The 1,209-nt window shown below is 66.5% G+C and carries 1 protein-coding gene; it reads left to right on the top strand.

Translation table 11 applies throughout. The features are described 5' to 3' along the window. Nucleotides 1–147 precede the first annotated feature (147 nt). A partial coding sequence (locus AQJ67_RS41020; protein WP_062724668.1) for a replication initiator occupies nt 148–1,209 on the top strand: 1,062 nt, incomplete at its 3' end.

The raw sequence follows: 1,209 nt of genomic DNA, 5'->3' as shown, positions 1-1,209 counted from the left end.
GCTGCCGATGGCAACTCATACAATACAAAGGCAAATTGGCTGCGCCTGACCAGGGCGTACGCAGCATACGCGCCCTGTGAGCGCAAAGGAGAGAAGCCATGAATACCCGCCATCTACTTCCTGACCTGAGGCTCTGGAGGCCGCGTCATGTCAGTCGAATCCGGCACCACCACCACGCCCACTATCAGCCCGTCCGGCGCGTTGTCCGTTCCGGCCGGGCGTTCCGTCGTGCTGGCGCGCGAACAACGAATACAAGCTCCCTCAGAGGCGGACCGTGACCTCATACGGCTCCTGAAGGATCCGCTCTTTTCGCGCTGGAAGGAGCAGATCAAGGCCGTTGGCGGCTGTGCCCACCCGGTCTACCTTTCTGGGGCGTCCATCACCCGTGATGCGGTCACGGGCGAGGTGCTCTCGTCCTACTCGACGGACGGGGAGCCGGGTGAGCGGCTGGCGGTGCGCTGCCGCAACCGGCGTGCCTCGGTGTGTGAGCCGTGCGCTTACCTGCATGCCGGGGATACCTTCCAGCTCGTTCGTGCGGGCCTGTCCGGCGGCAAGGGTGTGCCCGATGCGGTTCAGGATCGCCCTCGGCTGTTCGTCACCCTGACTGCTCCGTCCTTTGGGCCGGTGCATCGGGTGCGCGAGGGCGAGCGGTGCTGTCCTCGTCGGGATGATCCGCGCTGCGAGCATGGGCGGCTGTTGGGCTGTGGCCTGGTGCACACCGAGGATGACCCTCCGGTTGGTCTGCCGTTGTGCCCGGACTGCTACGACTACGTGGGCCATGTGCTGTGGCACGCGCACGCTGGACGGCTGTGGGACCGGTTCACCACGGCCGTGCGCCGCTATCTGGCCTCGGCCGGTGGGGTGCCGCGTTCCAAGCTCGGTGACCACCTGGTTGTGTCCTTCGCCAAGGTCGCCGAGTTCCAGCGGCGCGGGGCCGTTCACTTCCATGCCGTCGTGCGGATGGACGGGCCGGATGGTCCCTCCTCGTCCGCCCCGGACTGGGCGACAGAGGACGTGCTCTTGGATGCGGTCGAGCATGCTGCCGCGTCCGGCTTCGTCACGGTCCCCGGCTCCGAGGCGTACGGCATGGAGCGGGTCTGTTGGGGAGGGCAGTTCGACGCTCACCCAATTCGCCGGCATTCCGAGACCGATCAAGCTGACGACCTGTCAGGTGGTGCGGTTGCCGGGTATGTGGCCAAGTACGTCACG

Origin of the sequence: Streptomyces caeruleatus, from assembly GCF_001514235.1 — a bacterium.
Classification (GTDB): Bacteria; Actinomycetota; Actinomycetes; order Streptomycetales; family Streptomycetaceae; genus Streptomyces; species Streptomyces caeruleatus.
The sequence above is the reverse complement of the archived record's forward strand: the minus strand, read 5'-3'. Positions and strand labels throughout refer to the sequence as shown.